Source organism: Rahnella victoriana (assembly GCF_021276285.1).
Taxonomy (GTDB): Bacteria; Pseudomonadota; Gammaproteobacteria; order Enterobacterales; family Enterobacteriaceae; genus Rahnella; species Rahnella victoriana.
In genome coordinates, this window is record NZ_CP089919.1 from 2,559,847 (window position 1) to 2,582,141 (window position 22,295).

23 protein-coding genes are annotated in these 22,295 nt (G+C 52.7%); 13 read left to right on the forward strand and 10 right to left on the reverse strand.

Annotation, left to right across the window (positions count from 1 at the left end; genetic code table 11):
* Positions 1-7 precede the first annotated feature (7 nt).
* Positions 8-826 (forward strand): tRNA cyclic N6-threonylcarbamoyladenosine(37) synthase TcdA, encoded by an 819-nt coding sequence (gene tcdA / locus J9880_RS11850; RefSeq protein WP_232769373.1) that lies wholly within the window; start codon positions 8-10, stop codon positions 824-826.
* Here the strand turns inward: tcdA and csdE are convergent.
* Together csdE and csdA are read right to left on the reverse strand one after the other, a co-directional pair.
* On the reverse strand, positions 814-1,248 hold the full coding sequence (gene csdE / locus J9880_RS11855; RefSeq protein ID WP_133823602.1) for a cysteine desulfurase sulfur acceptor subunit CsdE: 435 nt from the start codon (positions 1,246-1,248) through the stop codon (positions 814-816). The genes tcdA and csdE overlap by 13 nt on opposite strands.
* Positions 1,249-1,274: 26 nt before the next feature.
* Positions 1,275-2,480, reverse strand: a complete 1,206-nt coding sequence (csdA, locus tag J9880_RS11860; protein ID WP_232769374.1) for a cysteine desulfurase CsdA — start codon at positions 2,478-2,480, stop codon at positions 1,275-1,277.
* 187 nt (positions 2,481-2,667) lie between these two features.
* Here csdA and J9880_RS11865 point away from each other — a divergent pair, with 187 nt between their 5' ends.
* The 4 genes from J9880_RS11865 (at position 2,668) to rlmM (ending at position 5,881) form a co-directional block, all read left to right on the forward strand.
* Positions 2,668-2,889, forward strand: a complete 222-nt coding sequence (locus J9880_RS11865; protein WP_095923231.1) for a YgdI/YgdR family lipoprotein — start codon at positions 2,668-2,670, stop codon at positions 2,887-2,889.
* A gap of 483 nt (positions 2,890-3,372) precedes the next feature.
* Complete coding sequence (locus J9880_RS11870; protein ID WP_095923230.1) at positions 3,373-4,293, forward strand: transcriptional regulator GcvA; 921 nt, start codon at positions 3,373-3,375, stop codon at positions 4,291-4,293.
* Between the two features lie 93 nt (positions 4,294-4,386).
* Positions 4,387-4,782, forward strand: coding sequence for a DUF423 domain-containing protein (locus tag J9880_RS11875; protein WP_095923229.1), 396 nt, complete (start codon positions 4,387-4,389; stop codon positions 4,780-4,782).
* On the forward strand, positions 4,775-5,881 hold the full coding sequence (gene rlmM / locus J9880_RS11880; protein ID WP_232769375.1) for a 23S rRNA (cytidine(2498)-2'-O)-methyltransferase RlmM: 1,107 nt from the start codon (positions 4,775-4,777) through the stop codon (positions 5,879-5,881). The genes J9880_RS11875 and rlmM overlap by 8 nt, the downstream gene beginning before the upstream one ends.
* Before the next feature lie 119 nt (positions 5,882-6,000).
* Here rlmM and xni read toward each other — a convergent pair whose 3' ends face one another.
* The 3 genes from xni to queF all read right to left on the reverse strand — a co-directional run bounded on the left by xni (position 6,001) and on the right by queF (position 9,212).
* On the reverse strand, positions 6,001-6,753 hold the full coding sequence (gene xni / locus J9880_RS11885) for a flap endonuclease Xni (protein WP_119822829.1): 753 nt from the start codon (positions 6,751-6,753) through the stop codon (positions 6,001-6,003).
* A gap of 78 nt (positions 6,754-6,831) precedes the next feature.
* The gene (gene ppnN, locus J9880_RS11890; protein WP_095923226.1) at positions 6,832-8,196 is read right to left on the reverse strand and encodes a nucleotide 5'-monophosphate nucleosidase PpnN; all 1,365 of its coding nucleotides are present in this window, start codon (positions 8,194-8,196) and stop codon (positions 6,832-6,834) included.
* Between the two features lie 170 nt (positions 8,197-8,366).
* On the reverse strand, positions 8,367-9,212 hold the full coding sequence (queF, locus tag J9880_RS11895; protein ID WP_112288317.1) for an NADPH-dependent 7-cyano-7-deazaguanine reductase QueF: 846 nt from the start codon (positions 9,210-9,212) through the stop codon (positions 8,367-8,369).
* Positions 9,213-9,288: 76 nt separating this feature from the next.
* Here queF and syd point away from each other — a divergent pair, with 76 nt between their 5' ends.
* Positions 9,289-9,840, forward strand: coding sequence for a SecY-interacting protein (syd, locus tag J9880_RS11900; protein ID WP_232769376.1), 552 nt, complete (start codon positions 9,289-9,291; stop codon positions 9,838-9,840).
* A 636-nt stretch (positions 9,841-10,476) separates the two neighbouring features.
* Here the strand turns inward: syd and J9880_RS11905 are convergent.
* Positions 10,477-11,715: an MFS transporter gene (locus tag J9880_RS11905; RefSeq protein WP_131693855.1), complete on the reverse strand. Its 1,239-nt coding sequence runs from the start codon at positions 11,713-11,715 to the stop codon at positions 10,477-10,479.
* 189 nt (positions 11,716-11,904) lie between these two features.
* Between J9880_RS11905 and J9880_RS11910 the strand changes: the two genes are divergently transcribed.
* The 3 genes from J9880_RS11910 to J9880_RS11920 are packed head-to-tail and all read left to right on the forward strand — an operon-like array spanning position 11,905 to position 13,504.
* Entirely contained in the window at positions 11,905-12,219 is a 315-nt protein-coding gene (locus tag J9880_RS11910; RefSeq protein WP_095923222.1) for a YqcC family protein, read from the forward strand.
* Position 12,220: 1 nt separating this feature from the next.
* On the forward strand, positions 12,221-13,000 hold the full coding sequence (gene truC / locus J9880_RS11915; protein WP_095923221.1) for a tRNA pseudouridine(65) synthase TruC: 780 nt from the start codon (positions 12,221-12,223) through the stop codon (positions 12,998-13,000).
* Between the two features lie 54 nt (positions 13,001-13,054).
* Positions 13,055-13,504: a flavodoxin gene (locus J9880_RS11920; protein ID WP_095923220.1), complete on the forward strand. Its 450-nt coding sequence runs from the start codon at positions 13,055-13,057 to the stop codon at positions 13,502-13,504.
* An 89-nt stretch (positions 13,505-13,593) separates the two neighbouring features.
* Here the strand turns inward: J9880_RS11920 and J9880_RS11925 are convergent, their stop codons facing one another.
* The 4 genes from J9880_RS11925 to map all read right to left on the reverse strand — a co-directional run bounded on the left by J9880_RS11925 (position 13,594) and on the right by map (position 18,580).
* The gene (locus tag J9880_RS11925; RefSeq protein WP_013574189.1) at positions 13,594-13,983 is read right to left on the reverse strand and encodes a DUF3461 family protein; all 390 of its coding nucleotides are present in this window, start codon (positions 13,981-13,983) and stop codon (positions 13,594-13,596) included.
* A gap of 135 nt (positions 13,984-14,118) precedes the next feature.
* Positions 14,119-14,943: a 2,3,4,5-tetrahydropyridine-2,6-dicarboxylate N-succinyltransferase gene (dapD, locus tag J9880_RS11930; RefSeq protein ID WP_119822824.1), complete on the reverse strand. Its 825-nt coding sequence runs from the start codon at positions 14,941-14,943 to the stop codon at positions 14,119-14,121.
* Between the two features lie 46 nt (positions 14,944-14,989).
* A complete protein-coding gene (gene glnD, locus J9880_RS11935) occupies positions 14,990-17,680 on the reverse strand; it encodes a bifunctional uridylyltransferase/uridylyl-removing protein GlnD (protein ID WP_119822823.1) in 2,691 nt (896 codons plus the stop codon).
* 108 nt (positions 17,681-17,788) lie between these two features.
* Positions 17,789-18,580 (reverse strand): type I methionyl aminopeptidase, encoded by a 792-nt coding sequence (map, locus tag J9880_RS11940; protein WP_232769377.1) that lies wholly within the window; start codon positions 18,578-18,580, stop codon positions 17,789-17,791.
* Positions 18,581-18,947: 367 nt separating this feature from the next.
* Between map and rpsB the strand changes: the two genes are divergently transcribed.
* The 4 genes from rpsB (at position 18,948) to frr (ending at position 22,228) form a co-directional block, all read left to right on the forward strand.
* On the forward strand, positions 18,948-19,673 hold the full coding sequence (gene rpsB, locus J9880_RS11945) for a 30S ribosomal protein S2 (protein ID WP_095923217.1): 726 nt from the start codon (positions 18,948-18,950) through the stop codon (positions 19,671-19,673).
* A gap of 147 nt (positions 19,674-19,820) precedes the next feature.
* Positions 19,821-20,672: a translation elongation factor Ts gene (gene tsf, locus J9880_RS11950; protein ID WP_095923216.1), complete on the forward strand. Its 852-nt coding sequence runs from the start codon at positions 19,821-19,823 to the stop codon at positions 20,670-20,672.
* Between the two features lie 158 nt (positions 20,673-20,830).
* Positions 20,831-21,562 (forward strand): UMP kinase, encoded by a 732-nt coding sequence (gene pyrH / locus J9880_RS11955; RefSeq protein ID WP_095923215.1) that lies wholly within the window; start codon positions 20,831-20,833, stop codon positions 21,560-21,562.
* 108 nt (positions 21,563-21,670) lie between these two features.
* On the forward strand, positions 21,671-22,228 hold the full coding sequence (frr, locus tag J9880_RS11960) for a ribosome recycling factor (protein WP_013574196.1): 558 nt from the start codon (positions 21,671-21,673) through the stop codon (positions 22,226-22,228).
* Positions 22,229-22,295 lie beyond the last annotated feature (67 nt).

Below are 22,295 nucleotides of genomic sequence, written 5' to 3' on the forward strand. Positions count from 1 at the left end.
TTTTTTCATGACAGCAACATACTCCGACGCTTATCAGCAACGCTTTGGCGGCACTGCCCGGCTTTATGGCCAGCAATCGCTTGAGCTGTTCTCACAGGCTCACGTCTGTGTGATTGGTATTGGCGGAGTGGGGTCATGGGCGGCGGAAGCGCTGGCCCGTACGGGAATTGGCGCGATCACGCTGATTGATATGGATGATGTCTGCGTGACCAACACCAACCGGCAAATCCATGCGTTACGTGAAAATGTCGGACAGGCGAAAACGGAAATCATGGCGCAGCGTATTCTGGCGATTAACCCGGAATGCAAGGTGACCTGTATCGACGATTTCATCACGCCGGATAACGTTGCTGCGATGCTCAACCAGGGTTTCAGCTACGTGATTGATGCTATTGACAGCGTGCGGCCAAAAGCAGCTCTGCTGGCTTATTGCCGTCGTTATAAGATCCCGGTGGTAACGACAGGCGGTGCGGGCGGGCAGATCGATCCGACGCAGATCGCGGTCGTGGATCTGGCGAAAACCATTCAGGATCCGCTGGCGGCAAAACTGCGCGAACGGCTGAAAAATGATTTCAACGTGGTGAAAAACAGTAAAGGGAAGCTGGGGATTGATTGTGTCTTTTCCAGTGAACCGCTGATGTACCCGCAGGCGGATGGCTCAGTGTGCGCTTCACGGGCAACGGCAGAAGGCCCGAAACGGATGGATTGCGCGTCCGGCTTCGGCGCGGCGACGATGGTCACCGCCACCTTTGGTTTTGTCGCCGTGTCTCACGTTCTGAAAAAAATGATGGCGAAAGCGCAGCGTCAGGCGGCTCAGGCAGCCTGACGGGCAAGGGCGATCACGCCTTCTGCCAGCGCGTTCAGTCCGCTGGAACGGCTGGTGCTGAGTTGTTCCCGCAAACCTAGAACATCAAACAACGCCAGCGGATCCCGCTTTAAGATTTCTTGCGGTGTTTTGCCTTCCACGGCGGTCAGCAGAACCGCCAGCAAACCTTTGACGATCCGCCCTTCACTGTCGCCATAGAAGTGCATCGTCCCGTTCTCCGTTTTTTCCGCACCGAGCCAGACGCGATTTTCACAGCCAGACAGTTCGTGGTCGGGTGTTTTCAGTGACGGATCCAGCGGTGGCAACGATTTCGCCAGCAGGATTAACTGACGATAACGATCTTCCCACTGACGGAATGACGCGAATTTCTCCGTCAGTGAGGATTCAGTGATCTCATGGCCGAAAGGATGGGGCGCTGACATGGTATTCCTCGAAGTCTTCAATGATGTTAATCCGCCAGCAGGTCGAGCGCATAGTGAACTGCCGTGACCAGCCGGGTGACGTCCTGCTCATTATTATAAGGCGCGAACGAGGCACGCAATGTTCCGCTGATGCCCAGCGCCTCCATCAGGGGCTGGGCGCAATGTTGCCCGGCACGTAGTGCAATCCCCTGTTCTGCCAGTAACGCCACCAGATCACTGTGATGCACACCGGCAATATCAAATGCCAGCAGCGATGAATTCTGACAGCGGAAGCTGCGGAAACCTTCAAGTGCAGAAAGCTGCTGTTCAGCCAGCGTCGCAAGACGTTGTGCATGCGCTTCGGCAGCGGGCATATCGACCTCTTTCAGCCAGGTCAGCGCGGCCGCCATTCCTATTACTCCGGCAATATTTGGCGTACCGGCTTCGAAACGATGCGGCACCGCCTGAGGGATAAATCCCGTCATGGATGCCCGGGTCAGCATTTTGCCCCCGCCTTGCCACGGTGCCATGCTTTCCAGTAATGCCGTTTTGCCGTACAGCACGCCGATACCGGTCGGCCCGTAAAGCTTATGACCGGAAAAGGCGTAAAAGTCGATATCCAGCTGCTGAACGTCCGGCGGACAATGCACCACACCTTGTGCGCCATCGATCATCACCGGCGTACCGTTAGCGTGTGCCAGCTCGATGGCGCGGGCAATATCGGGCATGCCGCCGGTGACATTCGACATTTGCGTCAGCGCCAGCAGGCGGGTTTTTCTGTTCAGCAGGGCAGGGAGCGCCTGAACATCCGGTACGCCGTCAGTATCCAGCGGCAGCGTGATGACCTGCGCCTGACACTGTTCAGCCACGATAAGCCACGGGATCAGGTTCGCGTGATGTTCCGCCTGACTGACAATGATTTCATCGCCGGGCTGTAAACGCGGGCGTAGCCAGCCTTGTGCCACCATATTGACGGATTCTGTGGTCCCCCGTGTCCAGACGATATCCTCAGAACGCGGCGCGTTAATCCATTGTGCGGTCAGCGTTCTGGCCTGTTCATAGGTTTCAGTCAGGTTTTGCGCGGCACGATGCTGGCTGCGGTGAACGGTGGCCCCTTCCTGAGAATAGAAATTCAGGGTGGCGTCGATCACGGCCTGCGGTTTCAGTGCTGTGGCGGCGCTGTCGAGATAACACTGCCCCTGAGACAGCGCGGGAAACTGTTGACGGAAATCAGCAGGATTAAAATCAGTCATACGAAATCGGATCCTTCGGCCTGAGTGAGAAATACAGGTGTATCTGTAACACAAGCCACTTATTCATTTTAGGAATGGTTACCTGGAAATTTATCAGAGGTTTGTTATGCTGAATTACGATGACTAGAAGCATTAGCCTGGAGTCTTACCAGGAATTTAAAGCATTTTAATCTGCAAGGAGTCTATGATGAAGAAGATCGCCGCCGTAATTTCTGCTGCACTGCTGACGACAACACTTGCCGCCTGTTCGAGCAACTACGTGATGCATACCAACGATGGCCGTACCATTGTTGCGGATGGCAAACCGAGCACGGACAGTGATACCGGTATGATCAGTTATACCGATGCGTATGGCAACAAGCAGCAGATCAATAAATCTGAAATCAAAGAAATGGCAGAAGGGAATTGATCCCCGATGTGAACACCTTGAGTCTGATGCTCAGGTAACCTCACACTGTGCTTTATGACAAAACCGGCCCCTCTTGCGATGTGGCCGGTTTTGTCACATTATGCGCTCGCCTGACGACCCTTTTGCCCGCATCGCACAGCATCAACGGCAAAAAAAGGGTAAAAAAAAGCACCGCAAATTGCGGTGCTAAAAAATCACTTTGGACAGACAGGGTAATGTACAGGAAGTGAAAAGTTTGTAGCATTCAAGCTACGTGTCCGGATTGCCAGACAATTGCAAACACAACATCACAACCACAAGCCAAAAGTATTTCAGCATCCTCATACCAATCTACTTTTCGTTCCGGCTCAGGAAGTGGCGCCACTATAGGTTTTTGCCTGTACATCCTCAACGGACAAATTATAATGTCTCGGATTAAAAAAACTAATATCTAAACCCACGGACAGGCGTTCCGCTTACCGGCGAATAAGAAGTATCCATTCTATGTCAAAACGTTTACCGCCTTTGAATTCACTGCGGGTGTTTGATGCCGCAGCGCGCCACCTTAGTTTTACTAAGGCTGCCGAGGAATTGTTCGTCACGCAGGCCGCTGTTAGCCACCAGATTAAGTCACTTGAGGACTTTTTAGGGCTAAAACTGTTTCGGCGGCGAAACCGGTCTTTGTTACTGACCGAAGAAGGGCAGAGCTATTATCTGGATATTAAAGAGATATTCTCATCCCTGAATGAAGCCACGCGCAAACTGCAGGCGCGCAGTGCAAAAGGGGCGCTGACCGTCAGTTTGCCGCCAAGCTTTGCGATTCAATGGCTGGTGCCAAGATTGTCTGGCTTTAACTCAGCTTATCCGGGCATCGATGTGCGCATTCAGGCTGTCGACCGTGAAGAGGACAAATTGTCCGACGATGTTGACGTCGCCATTTTCCATGGCCGGGGCAACTGGCCGGGGTTACGGGCAGAGCGTTTATATGCGGAATATTTACTGCCCGTTTGTTCTCCCTCTTTGCTGATGGGCGATAATCCGCTGAAGGAACCGGCCGATTTAAGCCATCACACGTTACTGCATGACGCTTCCCGCCGCGACTGGCTGGCTTACACCAAGCAACTGGGTTTGCAGCAAGTGAATGTGCAGCAGGGGCCGATTTTCAGCCACAGTGCGATGGTGGTGCAGGCGGCGGTTCACGGGCAGGGCATCGCGCTGGTGAATAATGTTATGGCGCAGACTGAAATTGAGGCCGGGCGTCTGGTGTGTCCGTTCAGTGAAGTGTTGATCAGCAAAAATGCTTTTTATCTGGTTTGTCATGACAGTCAGGCAGAACTGGGTAAAATAGCCGCCTTTCGTCAGTGGATCCTCGCCCGCGCAGCCAGCGAGCAGGAAAAACTGCGTTTTCGTTTCGATCAGGCATAAGGCCAGATCGCCGGGGATAGAAAGTTGTAAGTCTGTCGATATGACTGTTTTGTCAGGGTTTTATCGGCACATAATGATAACAGGTAACGCATAATGACCAGTCGTTCAATGTTGATCTTTGCCGCCATCAGCGGCTTTATTTATGTCGCTTTCGGAGCCTTTGGCGCACACGTGTTGAGCCAGTCGCTCGGCGAAGCGGAAATGGCATGGATCCATACCGGGTTAACTTATCAAAGTATTCATACGCTGGCGGTGATGATTCTGGGTGTTGCGATGCAGCGCCAGCGCAATGTGTGGTTCTACTGGAGCAGCGCCTTTTTAGCGCTGGGAACCGTTTTATTCAGCGGCAGCCTCTATTGTCTGGCGCTGTCACATCTCCGTTTATTCGTTTTTGTCACTCCGATTGGCGGTACCTTGTTCCTGGTCGGTTGGATTTTGTTGTTGATCGGCGCATTGCGCCTGAAGAAAAAGGCCGAACGCCATGAATAAAGTTGCTCTCTACTGCCGTCAGGGTTTTGAAAAAGAATGCGCAGCAGAAATTACCGACAAAGCCGCGAAGATGGAAATCTTCGGGTTTGCCCGCGTAAAAGAAAACAGCGGATATGTGCTGTTTGAATGTTATCAGCCGGATGATGCTGACAAGATTGCGAAGAATTTGCCGTTCCGCGAACTGATTTTTGCCCGTCAGTTAATTGTGGTCGGTGAATTGCTGAAAGATTTACCGCCGGAAGATCGCGTTTCTCCGATCGTCGGCATGGTTCAGAATGTGATCACCAACGGTGGCGAGTTGCGCGTTGAAGTGCCGGACACCAATGAAAGTAAAGAACTGACCAAGTTCTGTCGCAAACTGACGGTGCCGCTGCGTGCTGCGATGCGTGAACGTAAGGTTCTGGGCAAGAAAGAGAATGCGTTGCGCCCTGTCGTCCATGTGTTCTTCATTGCGCCGGGTTGCTGTTATGTCGGGTATTCCTACAGTAATAACAATTCACCGTTCTATATGGGGATCCCGCGCCTGAAATTCCCTTCCGAAGCGCCAAGCCGTTCAACGCTGAAACTGGAAGAAGCTTTCCACGTCTTTATTCCTGCCGATGAGTGGGATGAGCGTCTGGCAAGCGGCATGTACGCCGTCGATTTGGGCGCGTGTCCGGGCGGCTGGACCTATCAGCTGACACAACGCAGCATGATGGTAACGGCCATCGATAACGGCCCGATGGCACCAAGCCTGATGGAAACCGGTCAGGTGATCCATCTGCGTGAAGATGGCTTCCGCTATAAATCCACCAGTACAAAGAACTACTGGCTGGTGTGTGACATGGTAGAAAAACCGGCGAAAGTGGCGGCACTGATGTGTGACTGGCTGGTCAACGGCTGGTGCCATGAGGCAATTTTCAACCTGAAGCTGCCGATGAAAAAGCGTTACGAAGAAGTGTCGAACATTCTTGAGCGCATCGACGAACGTCTTAAAGAAAATGGCGTGAATGCCGAGATCTTCGCCAAACAGCTATATCACGATCGCGAAGAAGTCACTGTGCACATTCGCCGTTTCTGGTCGGCAATTGGCGGACGTCGCGATGAGCGCGATCGCTGATACTGGTCATACTTCGGGTTGCTGATGCGTTGGCTGCGTGTGTTCACCCTGCCGCCTTCCTGCCACTCGGATTATTCAGAGTATCTTTCCTGAGCGCTTCCTTTTGAGAAGCGCTTTTTTTATGGCAGGCGCAGTTGCTGTAAGTTGCCGTCCAGCGCGACGTCGGTTTGCAGCGTCGACACCCGTTTGCAGGCATAGGCCAGTTCCCGGTGCTCCTCCAGCTTATGACGCCATTTTTCCGGCACGCCTTCCAGATTGTCGTAAAGTGCATCCAGCGAGCCAGTTTGCGTCAGCAAGGTGACCGCTGTTTTCGGGCCAATGCCCGGCACGCCCGGAATTTTGCTGCTGCTGATCCCCGCCAGTCCCCAGTAGTCGGTCAGCTGGTGCGGCAATACACCAAAGGTTTCCTGCACAAAAGGCATATCCAGCCAGCGTTTCTGAAAATAATCGCGGATCTGGATATTCGGTGCCAGTAACTGACAGTAACCTTTGTCCGTTGAAACGATAGTGACCTGATGACCGCCCGCCGACACTTTTGCCGCCAGCGTCGCCGCCAGATCATCGGCTTCATTCCCCGCCGAGTGCCAGCAGGCAATGCCCTGTGCTTCGAAACCGGCTTTCAGGCTGGGCATTTCCGCGAACAGGTTGTCCGGCATCGGTGAACGTCCGGCTTTGTAGTCCGGCAGGCACTGATGACGCCAGCTGTCGGCGCGGTCGTCTTCATCGAACACGGCAACGGCATGAGTGGGTTGTGTATGTTGGATCAGTTGCCCGATGGCATTCTGGCAGGTCACCAGACAAGGCGAGCCCTGCACCGCATGGATCCGGCGGATCAGGTTCAGGGCATCGATAATCAGCAGATGTATAGCCATGATAATCTCCATAATAAAGGCGACTCGCGTCGCCCTTAGATCTGCTTCAGAAGTGTGACTGGTCGTATATTCAGCCGGTCAGGCACAAATCTCATAACAAGGGATGTACGCGCTGCCCGGCAATTTCATGCGGTGCTGTGCGACAAAACCTTGCAGCAGGCTGTCCATTTTTTTCATTAAGGCCGGGTCACCGTGCAGTTTGAAGCGCCCGTGTTTTTCGATGGCGTGGATCCCAAATTCTTTGACGTTACCGGCCACAATCCCGGAGAAGGCGCGGCGCAGGGCAGCGGCCAGCTCCTGTGGTGGCTGGTTTGGATAAAGATTCAGGTTCGCCATATTTTCGTGATTTGGCTCGAACGGATGCTGTAAATCAGGCGCAATACGAATCGACCAGTTGAAGCTGTAGGCATCACCGCTGTTACGGCGGTTCTCTTTCACCAGCGGCATAGCGTGTTTCATCTGACGGGCGACTTCGGTCGGATCGTCGATAATGATGGTGTAGAACTTACAGGCTTCCTCACCCAGCGTCTCTTTAATGAAGGCATCGAGAACGTGGAAATAGTCGGCGCTTTCTTTCGGGCCGGTGAGGATCAGCGGTAAAACCTGATCGCTGTTTTCCGGATCCATCAGAATGCCCAGCAGATACAGCAATTCTTCTGCCGTGCCCACGCCGCCCGGGAAAATAATGATCCCGTGGGCAATGCGTACGAACGCCTCAAGCCGTTTTTCGATATCCGGCATGATGATCAGTTCGTTAACCAGCGGATTCGGCGGCTCGGCGGCAATAATTGAAGGTTCGGTCATGCCGATGAAGCGTCCGGCTTTGTAGCGCTGCTGCGCGTGACCCACGGCGGCCCCTTTCATTGGCGCTTCCATCGCACCCGGCCCACAGCCGGTACAGATGTTCAGTTCGCGCAATCCCAGCTGGCTGCCGACGTTACGGGCGTACTGGTATTCGATTTCATTGATGGAATGGCCGCCCCAGCAGACCACCATGTTCGGATCTTCATCCAGATGCAGGGCGCGGGCGTTGCGTAAAATAGAAAACACCAGGTTGGTCAGATGCGCTGAATTTTCGGTATTCAGATTCTGGTAGCGACCGGCGTTGTCGATTTGCCCGCTGACGAAGAGGATATCGCGCAGGACGGCAAACAGGTTGGCCTGCAACGAGCGGATAATCCGGCCATCAACAAACGCATCTTCCGGCGGATTCACCAGTTCAAGTTTCACGCCACGCTCTCTGCGCAGCACATTGATATCAAAGCTTTCGTAACGATCGAGGAGTTCTTTACTGCTGTCAGTCTGGCTGCCGCTATTAAGGACGGCCAGTGAACAATTTCGGAAAAGGCGATAGAGGTCGCTGCTCGCCGTGCGTTTGAGCATGTCGACTTCCAGCTGCGACAACAAATCCATTGAGCCTAACGGGCTGATATGTGTAATCAAAGTTGCTCCTTGACACCAACGGGTGCAGTGATTCTTTCTGCTACCTGATTGCGGCGCATGATTTTTCGGATCATGTTTTTTGCGCCGTATGCAATTTAACAGTAACCCTGTCATCAGGCTTTTACCAATGCTCACAGAGCGTTAGCTCAGTTCTTGAGCAACGTCTCGCATTATTGTCTGACAAGTCTCGCTGTTGCAGGTTCAAACGGGAAGTTGGATCTCCACGGATTGATATCCAGCCCGCCGCGACGAGTGTAGCGGGCGTACACGGCGAGTTTTTCCGGCTGGCAGAAACGCAGCAGATCGTTGAAGATCCGTTCGACGCATTGTTCGTGGAATTCGTTGTGATGACGGAAAGACACCAGATAGCGCAGCAGGGCTTCGCGGTCGATTTTCGGGCCACGATACCGGATTTGCACGGAACCCCAGTCGGGCTGATGGGTAATCAGACAGTTTGATTTCAGCAGATGACTCACCAGAGATTCTTCAACGATTTCTTCACCTTTGGCACTGGCCAGATAATCAGTGCTGAATTCGTAGTTGTCGATTTCAATATCCTGCTCATCAATACAGATACCGTCGAAACGTCCTACCGGCGTGCCTTCAATTTCAGACAGGCGGCTGACCGTTACGGTCACGTCACCTTGCGCACAGGCGCTCAGGTCACGGGTTAAGGTTTTCTGCACTGTTTCCCAGTCCGGGAATACCGTCTGGTTGAAACTGTTCAGATAGAGCTTGAAGCTTTTGGACTCGATCAGGTTCTGGCTGTTAGCATTCAGACTGATTTCGCCCACGGCAACCTGCGGCAACCCTTTAGCATTGAGCCACGACAGTTCATACAGCGTCCAGATATCTGCGCCATGAAAGGGCAGGTTGTCAGGGTATAAACCCAGGGGTTCGCGGTTCATGCTGCGTGGCACGGCCTGTAATAAAGACGCGTCGTAGTGATCGACATAAGCCGTACTTTTACCCAGCGTTAGTTGCGCCAGGGCGGGGTTATCCTGATATGAGGACATGCTGTCACCTTACGAAATAGGTACAATAAAGAATAATCCCTAGTTTACCCCAGCCTTACCGGAAGATGAGAGAATTATGGAGTCTGAAGTTTCTGTAGCATTGCGTGAATTTACTCAGCGTTATGTCGATTTCTGGCAACAGGAAACCGGCATGCCGCCCGCCAGCGAAGCCCTTTTGGGTGTGGCATCACCTTGTGTGGTGAAAACGGAGGAAGATAAGGTTTACTGGCTGACGCAGACGTTTATCCCTGAAGCAACGCTGCAAAATGTGGAGCGCGCGCTGGAATTACAATTGCGTCCCGAAGCCCATGCGTTTTACACCACGCAATATGCCGGTGACATGACCGCCAGCTGGCAGGGAAATGCGCTGACGTTATTGCAGGTCTGGAGCGAGGATGATTTCACCCGCTTGCAGGAAAATCTGATCGGCCATCTGGTGACGCAAAAGCGGCTGAAACTGACGCCAACAGTCTTTCTGGCGACCACCGATTCTGATCTGGATATGGTCTCGTTATGCAATGTGACCGGCAATGTGCTGCTCGAACAATTCGGCAGTAAAAAACGCACTATACTCTCGCCATCGTTGCCAGAATTTCTTACAATGCTGACCGCTGTTTACCCCGCCTGATTTATATCCGTTGAACACCCCATCCCGCAGAGCACAAATGGCTCACAAGCGTGTGAGAGATCTCTCACAAAGGCTGTAAGAGATCTCGCTAATTTGACTTAATTATCTTCTGCGGTAAATGTGTTAACTATTAAAAAACAACACTTTAGGTTTTAAACGGGGTGTGAGGCGGCTTACGCGCCCTGGATATGGCTTACAGCCTGTCTTGCCCGGAAGGGCGAAATCAACGATTCTAATCGGGCAGAAAGGAAGCATGAAACAGAACATCAGGATGATGGCTGATTCATCAAGAAGGGGACGACTCAGGAAGAGTCAGGACGGCATCGGATTATGCCAGGATGTTTCAGGATGAAACCAGGGACACCTCCAGGACGGAGAAGAGAGCTCACAAAGGAAGCTGAGCGGGTCACAGATGACCAAGGGATTTCAGTCAGGATGACTTAGGACAGACCGTCAGGATGAAAGTTGGACGATGCGAAGGACAGCCGGTTAGGATAACCGCAGGAAAAGTTTTCAGGGATTGAGCAGGGAGCACTTAGGTAGCTGGATTGCTATAAAACGAACCGGGGGCACTGTGTAAACAGTGCCCCCAACTTTTTGTCTCAATAAAATTTTCCCGCCGGACACTCCCGCCTGTCAGCCGATTGCCCCTAATACATCATCCTGTCCCTGCTTTTTCGGTAACAGGAATAACGTGGCGAAAATATCCAGCAGATAAATTGCCGCCAGCAAAGTAATGGCCGCGGTAAATGACACCTGCGCCACCAGCATGCCGATCACCAGCGGACCAAAACCGCCGACACCGCGTCCAAGGTTAAATAACAGATTTTGCGCCGTCGCCCGGACACGCACCGGATAGAGATCGGAAATCAGCCCGCCGTAACCGCCAATCATGCCATTCACAAACATGCCCATCAGCGCGCCCGCGAATAACATCAGCGTCGGGTCAGTCAGTTGTGCGTAACACACCACCATCACGACCGCACCAATCTGATAAATCAGGAAGATTTTCCAGCGCGGGAAACGATCCGACAACATGCCGAACAGCCAGATGCCAAAGGTCATGCCGATCACTGTTACGGCGGTCCACAGGCCGGATTTGGTCAGCGAAAAACCAAAGTTTTTCGACAGGTAACTTGGCATCCAGATCATCAGTCCGTAATAGCCAAAGTTCTGCACGGAACAGAGGATCAGAATGCCGAGGCTGGCTTTGGTGGTGGCTTTATCGCGGAACAGTAATTTAATGCGGCTGAACAGGGAACCGTCATTGCTGGCGGTGGCGCTTTTTACGAAGGCTTCCGGTTCGCCCATCGTCCGGCGGATCAGGAAAGACGCCAGCGCGGGCAGCAGACCGACCAGGAACATGCCGCGCCAGCCGATAATACCGAGCAGAAGTGGCGTCAGGAAGGCCGCCATTAACACGCCGAGCTGCCAGCCCATGCCGACGTACGCCGAGGCACGGTTGCGTTTTTCGGCAGGCCAGGCTTCTGCGATCAGCGCCATGCCGATCCCAAATTCACCGCCCAGCCCGACACCGGCCAGCGTGCGGTAAATCAGTAAATCCCAGTAACCTTGTGCAAAGGCACACAAACCGGTGAACAGGGAGAACATCAGGATAGTGAAAGTCAGGACGCGGATACGGCCGAAACGGTCGCTGATCGGACCAAAAATCACGCCGCCCAGCACCGCGCCAATCAGCGTCCAGGTCACCAGTGAACCGCTTTGTGAGGATGACAGGCCAAATTCGCTGGTGATGGCCGGGAGCATGAAACCGAGGATCAGTAAATCGAAACCGTCCATGGCGTAGCCGGTGACGGAGGCCAGCATGGCTTTGGCGGGTGTTGCATGGGCTTTTTGAGTGTGTTTTGCGGACATGAGGACACATCTGTAAAGAAAAAAGTGGCGGTAGTTTGCCCGTATCGGGCGTTTATCGCCACCATGAAAATCTTATGGTTGAATAGATAAAATGGATACGATGCAGAAAGTTGGGGCATCAGTCCTTCAATGTTATGCTTTGCGCCCCTGGCGGAGGCTGCCCGGGGCCATGAACGAAGAGAGTCATTGATGAATACAGAAAACCAGGTTCGCCAGATTTTAGAAGACATCGAGCAGGCCATGCGCGATGACAAATTGTGGCATGCCACGCCGCCGGAACCGGAAGCCTTTGAAAGCAAAGAGCCGTTCTCCGTGGATACCCTGTCGGCTGAGCAATGGTTGCAGTGGGTGCTGATCCCGCGCATGTACGCCTTGCTGGAAGCCGATGCGGCACTGCCCACCCGTTTTGCTATCACCCCCTATTTTGAAGTCGCGATGCCGGAAGCAATCCGTTTGCTGACCCAGCTGCAACGCCTCGACGATTTGCTGAATATAGAAGACTGACATGCTGGAAATTTTGTATCAGGACGAACATCTGGTCGCAGTGAATAAACCTGCGGGCATGCTGGTTCATCGCAGCTGGCTCGACCGGCATGAAACGGTGTTTGTGATGCAGACATTGCGTGACCAGATTGGTCAGCATGTGTTTACGGTTCACCGGCTGGATAAGCCGACATCCGGCGTTTTACTGCTGGCGCTGTCCAGCGACGTGGCGCGTTTGCTGTCGCAGCAGTTTGAAAATAACCAGATGAGCAAGACGTATCACGCCGTGGTGCGCGGATATGTGCCGCAAGACGGCACCCTTGATTACGCGCTGACCGAAGAGCTGGATAAAATCGCGGATAAGTTTGCTAACCCGGATAAAGCGCCACAGCCCGCCGTCACGCATTATCGCGTGGTGGCGCAGGTGGAAATGCCGGTGGCGGTCGGGCGTTATGACACGGCCCGCTACAGCCTGATGGAACTGAAACCGGACACCGGCCGTAAACACCAACTGCGCCGGCATATGTCGCATTTGCGCCATCCGATTATCGGTGACAGCGCCCATGGTGATTTAAAGCAAAACCGCGGCATGACGCAGCATTTCGGCTGTTCAGGATTGATGCTTCACGCCAGCCATATGCAACTGCCACATCCGGTGACCGGCGAATTATTATCGCTGCACGCCCGCTGGGATCACCGCTGGCAAAACGTGGTGACGCAGTTTGGCTGGCAGGGGAAAATCCCTGAGCTTGAAAGGGTTGAGTTTGCTGAAACTTGCCGTCAGGATAATGAACAAATTTAAGATCTCCGCACGATATTTTGGCGGGGGAGCGACCATCACACAGGAGTGAAGCTCATGGCAGAAGTCGGAATTTTTGTCGGTACGGTATACGGCAATGCGTTACTCGTCGCAGAAGAAGCGGAAACCGTGCTGAAAGGCCAGGGCCATGACGTGAAACTGTTTGAAGAAGGCACGCTGGAAGCCTGGCAGTATTACCGTCATCACTTTGTGCTGATCGTGACATCCACCACCGGTCAGGGCGATTTGCCGGACAGCATCGCGCCGCTGTATGTGGCGATCCGCGACACCGTGGGTTATCAGCCGGAACTGCGTTACGGCATGATTGCGCTGGGCGACATCAGTTACGATCATTTCTGCGGCGGTGGTCATAAGCTGGATGATTTATTGCAGGAGCAGGGCGCATCACGCGTGGGCGAAATGCTGGAAATCGATGCCATGGAAACCGCCGAGCCGGAAACTGTTGCTATCCCGTGGGTAGAAAAATGGGGCCAGTTGCTGAAATAAAAAGCCGCTGTTCTCCGGTTTCGCGCAATTAAAAAGGTCAGGCAAATGCCTGACCTTTTTTGTATTCAACGTATTCCCTGCGGAATTTATCAGCGACCGTTGGTGAGTTTTTCCAGATCAGATTCAATCTCAGAAATTTTATTCGCCACCACGGATTCGAGATGACGCAGGTCATCAAGAATTTTACGTTTCAGATCCACTTCCACCTGATCGCGCTGACAAATCTGATCCAGCTCATCAATGACATAACGCAGGTTCGGGCTGATTTCATGGATTTCTTTGTAGCCTTGCCCTGCGTTGTCGGCAACGATGGTTTTGCGCTGGCGCGGGTATTTAAACTTCACGCTTTTTGCAAAAAACTCGCCTTTATCTCTGCGGAAATAGATCTTCAGAATGTCGTTATTGGCCTCCTGACGCAGGCTGTAACGATCAATATCGTCGGGATTATTAATGCCCAGGCTTTTCAGATTGTCATACATAGCGCTACCTTCGTTTAGGAGAATATTTAACGGTCATGATGAACCGAAGAAGAATTCGAATCGTTGATTAATGACACAATTTGCCATCAGCAAGATAAAAAAATAGCGGGTAACTGATACCCGCTATTTTTAATCTTAGTCGATGGTACGCAATAACTCATTCAGGCCGGTTTTGCCCAGGGTTTTTGCATCCACTTTCTTGACGATAACCGCGCAGTACAGGCTGTATTTACCGTCTTTGGACGGCAGGTTACCGGAAACCACTACCGAGCCAGCCGGCACGCGACCGTAATGCACTTCGCCGGTTTCGCGGTCATAAATTTTGGTACTCTGACCGATGTAAACGCCCATGGAAATCACAGAGCCTTCTTCAACGATCACGCCTTCAACGATTTCTGAACGTGCGCCGATGAAGCAGTTGTCTTCGATGATGGTCGGGTTAGCCTGCAAGGGCTCCAGCACGCCGCCGATGCCCACGCCGCCGGACAGGTGTACGTTTTTACCGATCTGCGCGCAAGAGCCGACAGTCGCCCAGGTGTCTACCATGGTGCCTTCATCAACGTAAGCGCCGATGTTGACGTAGGAAGGCATCAGCACGGTGTTGCGGGCAATGAATGCGCCTTTACGCACGGCAGCCGGGGGCACCACGCGGAAACCTTCACGCTGGAAACGCGCTTCGTCGTAGTCAGCGAATTTCATTGGCACTTTATCGAAGTAACGGCTTTCACCGCCTTCCATTACCTGGTTGTCATTGATTCTGAACGAGAGCAGTACCGCTTTCTTCAGCCACTGATGCGTCACCCATTCGCCATCAATCTTCTCAGCCACGCGCAATTCGCCGCTGTCGATTTTGCTGATAACCTGAGTGATGGCGTCGCGCGTTACGCTGTCAACGTTAGCCGGGGTGATGTCCGCACGGCGCTCGAAGGCTTGTTCAATAACGGTTTGTAGTTGCTGCATCCTGTTCTCTTTCCTGAATTGGTTTTAAAAGATAGTGGTACTTGTATCACATTTTATCGCCAGGGTTGAGTGCCTCAGTTAATCGGCGTGTGATTTCCTGGCGGGTTTGCTTATCCAGCGCGCGACGCTCGCCATTTGCCAGAATAAATAAGTCCTCTACGCGTTCGCCGATGGTGGAGATTCGCGCACCGTGCAGCGAAAGCCCGAGATCAGAGAACACTTCCCCGACGCGGGCCAGCAGGCCGGGCTGATCGAGAGCCACCAGTTCCATATACGTCCGGCGATCCGTATGCGTTGGCAGGAAACTCACTTCCGTCTGTACGCTGAAATGCCGCAGTTTTGGCGAAGGACGTCGTGCCCGTGGCGGCTGATACGCTTGTGTCATGGACTGTTCCAGCGCGTAACGTATCGCTTCATGGCGATCCTGTGCCAGCGGGCTGCCGTCCGGCTCGAGCACGATAAAGGTGTCCATCGCCATGCCGTCGCGGTTGGTGAAAATTTGCGCGTCATGAATGCTCAGATTGCGCCTGTCCAGCTCACCGGCAACGGTGGCAAACAGATACGGGCGGTCGGGACTCCAGATAAAGATCTCCGTCCCTCCGCGTGTTGCCTGACGGCTGACCAGCACCAGCGGTTTGGTGGAGTCATGCTCCAGCAGATGTCTTGCATGCCACGCCAGCTGATTCGGCGAGTGACGCAGGAAATAATCCGCCCGGCAACGGCTCCAGATCCGGTGCAGCGCTTCTTCATCAATGTTATCCATGCGCAGCAATGCCAGTGCCTGCAGACGGTGATGGCGCACACGTTCGCGCAGATCCGGCGTGTTTTGCATACCGCGGCGCAGCTGTTTTTCAGTGGCAAAATACAGTTCGCGTATCAGGCTCTGTTTCCAGCTGTTCCATAAGGTTTCGTTGGTGGCGCAGATATCCGCCACGGTAAGACTGACCAGATAACGCAGACGCACTTCGCTTTGCATTTCGGCAGCGAACTGCTGAATTTCGTTAGGATCCTGAATATCGCGCCGCTGTGCCGTGACCGACATCAGCAAATGACAGCGAACCAGCCACGACACCAGCTGGGTTTCGCGGGAGTTCAGCCCGTGCAGCTCAGCAAATTCCAGCACATCCTGCGCGCCGAGAATGGAGTGATCGCCGCCACGGCCTTTGGCGATATCGTGGAACAACGCCGCCATTAACAACAATTCAGGCTGCGGCAGGCGCGGGTACAATTCCACGCACAAAGGATGCTTTGGCCGCGTCTCTTCATGGGCAAAACTTTCCAGTTTTTGCAGCACGCGGATCGTGTGTTCATCCACGGTGTAGGCGTGGAACAAATCAAACTGCATCTGCCCGACGATTTGTCCCCATTGCGGCATATAAGCCCACAACACGCTGTGGCGATGCATCGGCACAAGCGCACGCGAGACTGCACCGGGATGGCGCAGGATACCCATAAACAGCTCGCGCGCCTGCGGGATCATGCACAGCGGCTCTTTGAGATGGCGGCGTGCATGGCGCAGCAGGCGCACGGTGGTGGAATAGATACCTTTGATTTCACGGTGGCGCACCATCAGATGGAACATGCTGATAATGGTTTCCGGACGGCGCTCAAAGAGCGTGCTGTCGCGCAGATCAATCAGATCACCCCGCAACTGGAAATCGTCATCCAGCGGGCGCGGTTTCTCATTCGGGCCTATGGCCAGAATCGCCTCATCGAACAACTGCAATAACATCTGATTCAGCTCGCCGACCCGGCGGGTCATGCGGTAGAAATCCTTCATCATGCGTTCGACAGGCTGGTTGCCTTCGCCCTGATATTGCAGCAGTTGCGCCACGCTTTGCTGACGGTCAAACAGCAGACGGTTGTCGTAGCGGGGCAGCAGCAAATGCAGCGCAAAACGGATGCGCCACAGGAAACTCTGGCATTCGAGCAGTTCGTTGCGCTCGGCCTTGGTCAGAAAACCAAACGCTACCATTTCATCGAGCGATGTCGCGCCAAAATGACGGCGGGCGACCCACAGAATCGTGTGAATGTCGCGCAGGCCGCCGGGGCTGCTTTTGATGTCCGGCTCAAGGTTATAACTGGTGCCGTGATAACGCTGATGACGTTCATTCTGTTCATCAATCTTGGCGCGGAAAAAGTTTGGCGAAGGCCAGAATCCGTCGCTGAAAATGTGCTTCTGCATGCTGAGAAACAGCGCGACATCGCCGCAAATCAGACGGGATTCGATCAGGTTGGTGGCTACCGTTAGATCGGCCAGCCCTTCCAGCAGACACTCTTCCAGCGTACGCACGCTGTGACCGACTTCCAGCTTGAGGTCCCACAGCAAGGTAATCAGTTCGCCAATCCGCAATGCCTGTTCATCGTTAAGGCGTTTCTGACTGAGCACCAGCACGTCGATATCAGATAAAGGATGCAGCTCACCACGTCCGTAACCGCCCACGGCAACCATCGCTGTTTCAGGAATATTGTCGAAGCCGTAGAACGTCCACAGACGTTGCAACAGCTGATCGATGTAATGCGTCCGGGCATCCACCAGCTCTTCCGCCCGTTGCCCCGCATTGAAGGCATCCGCCAGCCACGCCTGAAACTGTTCCATATGCTGTTTCAGGCTTTGACGGTTTAAATCGTCATCCGGATAAACAGAAGGGGACGCGGGCTGTGGCGGAAAAGTGCGGGTGAGATCCTGCGGGGTTTGCAGTTGCAGGTTCTTTTCAGCAGAGAAGTTTTCAATCATGGGTGCGCAGCCCTACACGTGAGAGACCAATAAACGTGAAAGATAAAAAAACCGGCTTTCGCCGGTTTGATTCACAGATTTATACCCTCTCCGCAGAGCGGGTGACTGTTAGTCGTGCGTCAGAATAGCCGGGATGGTGTCATCCTTACGCAGCGTCATAATTTCACAACCGTTATCTGTCACCACAATAGTATGCTCGTACTGAGCCGACAAGCTGCGATCTTTAGTTTTTACTGTCCAGCCGTCTTTCATGGTGCGGATACGGTAATCGCCCGCGTTGACCATAGGTTCAACCGTGAACGCCATCCCCGCCTGCAACACCACGCCGCCGTCATCCGCATCGTAATGCAGAACCTGAGGTTCTTCGTGGAAACCTTCACCGATGCCATGACCGCAATATTCGCGTACCACCGAGAATTTCTCGGCTTCCACGAACTTCTGGATCTCTTTACCCAGCGTGCGCAGGCGGATACCCGGCTTGATCATGCGCAGCGCGATATACAGGCTTTCCTGGGTGATGCGGCACAGGCGTTCGCCAAGGATTGTGGGTTTACCCGCGATGAACATTTTTGAAGTGTCACCGTGGAAACCGTCTTTAATGACGGTCACGTCAATGTTGACAATATCGCCATCTTTAAGGATTTTATCTTCGCTCGGAATGCCGTGGCACACCACTTCGTTAACGGAGATACACACGGATTTCGGGAAACCGTGGTAATCCAGACAGGCAGAAACCGCGTGTTGTTTGTTCACGATATGATCGGCACAAATGCGATCCAGCTCGCCGGTGCTGACGCCCGGCTTGACGAAAGGCTCAATAATTTCCAGCACTTCCGCGGCCAGACGGCCCGCCACGCGCATTTTTTCGATATCTTCAGGGGTTTTGATTGAAATAGCCATGTGTTGTCCTGCAGGTTCTGTGCATCAGGTGTGCTTTATTTCTACACCGATGTCGTCAATAATTAGCTGTGGCTTATGGTATCAGCCCTGATATTTGCTGCCAAACTATCATTTCCCGGAGAGCAATCCGGTGAACAAAAGTTGCTGCCGGGCCGTTATTTATGGTATAAAGCGCGCCGGCAATCCGCTCTGAGTCTTACGACGCTGAGGGATTAAAGCCAAAATCACTCATTGTGTACTTATTAACGTAAGTAATAACACACACGTATCGACACATACGCCGGGGTGCCCTGGGAATTCGTTCTACAGGGTCGGTTGTATGGGATACGTGGAGGCATAACCCCAACTACTTAATAGAGGTTTTATCATGGCAACTGTTTCCATGCGCGACATGCTCAAGGCCGGTGTTCACTTCGGTCACCAAACCCGTTACTGGAACCCGAAAATGAAGCCATTCATCTTCGGCGCTCGTAACAAGGTTCACATCATCAACCTTGAGAAAACTGTTCCAATGTTCAACGAAGCTCTGGCTGAGTTGCAGAAGATCTCCTCCCGTAAAGGTAAGATCCTGTTCGTTGGTACTAAACGCGCAGCAAGCGAAGCGGTAAAAGAAGCTGCACACAACTGCGACCAGTTCTTCGTGAACCATCGCTGGTTGGGCGGCATGCTGACTAACTGGAAAACCGTTCGTCAGTCCATCAAACGTTTGAAAGATCTGGAAGTTCAGTCTCAGGACGGCACTTTCGAGAAGCTGACCAAGAAAGAGGCGCTGATGCGTACTCGCGAACTGGCTAAGCTGGAAAACAGCCTGGGTGGTATCAAGGATATGGGTGGTCTTCCTGATGCTCTGTTCGTTATCGACGCTGATCACGAACACATCGCAATCAAAGAAGCTAACAACCTGGGTATCCCGGTATTCTCCATTGTTGATACCAACTCCGATCCGGATGGCGTTGACTTTGTTATCCCTGGTAACGATGACGCAATCCGTGCAGTAAATCTGTACCTGAGCGCTGTTGCTGCCACTGTCCGTGAAGGCCGTTCGCAAGATCTGGCTGTTCAGGCAGAAGAAAGCTTCGTAGAAGCTGAATAATAAGGCAAGCTCAGCAGAGCCCTTATTAACCAGGTATTGAAATATGTTGGTTAGGGGGCCTTTATTGGCCCCCTTTGCTTATCTTAAATGCGAGAAATATCTCACCGCAAAATACTTTTTTGCCCTGAGATAATCGAGGAAAATACAATGGCTGATATTACCGCTGCCCTGGTAAAAGAACTGCGCGAACGTACTGGCGCGGGCATGATGGATTGTAAGAAAGCTCTGGTTGAAGCAAATGGCGACATCGAGCTGGCAATCGAAAACATGCGTAAATCTGGCGCGATCAAAGCTGCGAAAAAAGCAGGCAACGTTGCTGCTGACGGCGTGATCAAAACCAAAATCGAAGGCAACTTCGGCGTGATTCTGGAAGTTAACTGCCAGACTGACTTCGTGGCTAAAGATGGTGGTTTCCAGGCATTCGCTGACAAAGTGCTGGACGCTGCTGTTGCAGGCAAAGTGACTGATGTTGAAGTCCTGAAAGCTCAGTTCGAAGAAGAGCGTATTCAGCTGGTTGCTAAAATCGGTGAGAACATCAACATCCGTCGCGTTGCGATCCTGGAAGGCGATGTACTGGGTAGCTACCTGCACGGCGCACGTATCGGTGTTCTGATTGCTGCTACCGGCGCTGATGAAGAACTGGTTAAACAAGTTGCGATGCACGTTGCAGCAAGCAAACCAGAATTCGTTAAGCCTGAAGATGTGTCTGCTGACGTAGTCGAAAAAGAGTACCAGGTTCAGCTGGACATCGCGATGCAATCTGGCAAGCCAAAAGAAATCGCAGAGAAAATGGTTGAAGGCCGCATGAAGAAATTCACCGGCGAAGTTTCTCTGACTGGTCAGCCTTTCGTTATCGACCCAAGCAAATCTGTGGGCCAGGTTCTGAAAGAGCACAACGCTGACGTGACTAACTTCATCCGCTTTGAAGTGGGCGAAGGTATCGAGAAAGTTGAGACTGACTTTGCTGCTGAAGTTGCAGCAATGACCAACAAGTCTTAATCAGTACCTGATACACCCAAAATGGAACCGCTGCGAAAGGGCGGTTCCGTTTTATCCAGCCCCATATTCCTATTACATTGTACGTATCGTCATTCAGACCGCGCTATGATGTAAAGACCGACTATCCATTAAGACACATTGCTTCTAGGACAGACACCATGGCTACCAATGCGAAACCCGTTTATCAACGTATCCTGCTCAAACTCAGTGGCGAAGCCCTGCAGGGTAGTGAAGGTTTTGGTATCGACGCGAGTGTATTAGATCGTATGGCTCAGGAAGTGAAAGAGCTGGTCGAACTCGGCATTCAGGTAGGCGTTGTGATCGGCGGCGGTAACCTGTTCCGTGGCGCTGGCCTCGCACAGGCGGGCATGAATCGTGTTGTAGGCGACCATATGGGTATGCTGGCGACTGTCATGAACGGCCTGGCAATGCGCGATGCATTACACCGTGCGTATGTTAACGCACGCCTGATGTCTGCAATTCCTCTGAACGGTGTTTGTGATAATTACAGCTGGGCGGAAGCCATCAGCTTGCTGCGTCATAACCGTGTGGTGATTTTCTCCGCCGGTACCGGCAATCCTTTCTTTACCACTGACTCTGCAGCGTGCCTGCGTGGTATCGAAATCGAAGCTGATGTGGTATTAAAAGCCACCAAAGTTGACGGCGTTTATTCTGCTGATCCGGTGAAAAATCCGGAAGCGACGCTGTATGAAAGACTGACCTATCAGGAAGTGCTGGAACAGGAATTGAAAGTGATGGATCTGGCGGCCTTTACCTTGGCCCGCGATCACAATCTGCCAATTCGTGTTTTCAACATGAATAAGCCTGGCGCACTGCGTCGCGTGGTGATGGGTGAAAATGAAGGGACGCTGATTTCTAAAGCGGAGTGATCCTTCACAATTGAACATTGCGTTCAGCCAGCCTCTGCTGGCACGAGTATTCACGGACTATACTGATGTTATGGTCTGCCAGGTAACCCGCTTTCAAAGGTTAACAACGTGATTAACGAAATCAAAAAAGACGCTGAAATTCGTATGGAAAAATGCGTCGAATCATTCAAAACGCATATCAGCAAAATCCGCACCGGCCGTGCTTCACCAGGCATTCTGGATGGCATCATGGTGGAATACTACGGTTCAGCCACGCCTTTGCGTCAGCTGGCGCAGGTCACGGTAGAAGATTCCCGTACTCTGGCCATCTCCGTATTCGACCGTTCTATCAGCGCAGCCGTTGAAAAAGCGATCATGACTTCTGATTTGGGTCTGAACCCCTCTTCAGCCGGCGCAACGATCCGTGTTCCATTGCCAGCACTGACCGAAGAACGTCGTAAAGACCTGATCAAAGTCGTTCGTGGCGAAGCAGAGCAGGGTCGTGTCTCTGTGCGTAACGTCCGCCGCGATGCGAACGACAAAACCAAAGCACTGTTGAAAGATAAAGAAATCAGCGAAGACGAAGATCGTCGTTCTCAGGACGACATCCAGAAGCTGACTGACATCTTCATCAAGAAAATCGACGTTGCTCTGAGTGAGAAAGAAGCCGAGTTAATGGAGTTTTAATCCGGCCTGAATCTCTGCCAAAGCGCCGCAATTGCGGCGCTTTGTTTTTAAGGAGATTTAATTTTTT